The 335-nt window shown below is 21.8% G+C and carries 1 protein-coding gene; it reads left to right on the top strand.

Annotated elements, in window-relative coordinates:
• Positions 1 to 113: 113 nt before the first annotated feature.
• Positions 114 to 320, top strand: a complete 207-nt coding sequence (locus tag AYC60_RS00410) for a hypothetical protein (protein WP_067319925.1) — start codon at positions 114 to 116, stop codon at positions 318 to 320.
• Positions 321 to 335: the final 15 nt, after the last annotated feature.

Below are 335 nucleotides of genomic sequence, written 5' to 3'. Positions count from 1 at the left end.
GCCTGTGTAATATTTTTGGAACAAAAAATGTCACTGCAGTCGAAGGACTTTTTACGTTTACAAAAATCTATGGTATAATATATTTAAATAAGAAAATTTGAAAGGAGATCAAAATGCAATTTAACTCAATACAAAGAATCGATAAATTTAACTCTTCTAAGAACATATTAAATATAAAAAAAATTCTAAATGAACATCATAGTGAATTACAAAAATATAAATATGATGTTAGCTTAAATTTATCAAATTTTAATTCCACTTTCAAAAATTTTAAGGAAAATGAGTACAATAGAATTTTAGAAAATAGCGAAAAAATTTAAAATAATTCAAAGGAT

Origin of the sequence: Streptobacillus felis (assembly GCF_001559775.1) — a bacterium.
Classification (GTDB): Bacteria; Fusobacteriota; Fusobacteriia; order Fusobacteriales; family Leptotrichiaceae; genus Streptobacillus; species Streptobacillus felis.
Note: the sequence above shows the minus strand (reverse complement) of the source record. Positions and strands in the feature narration are given on the sequence as shown.

Coding starts and splice junctions, on each gene's coding strand:
- AYC60_RS00410 (WP_067319925.1), top strand. CDS start 114: ATGCAATTTAACTCAATACAAAGAATCGATAAATTTAACTCTTCTAAG.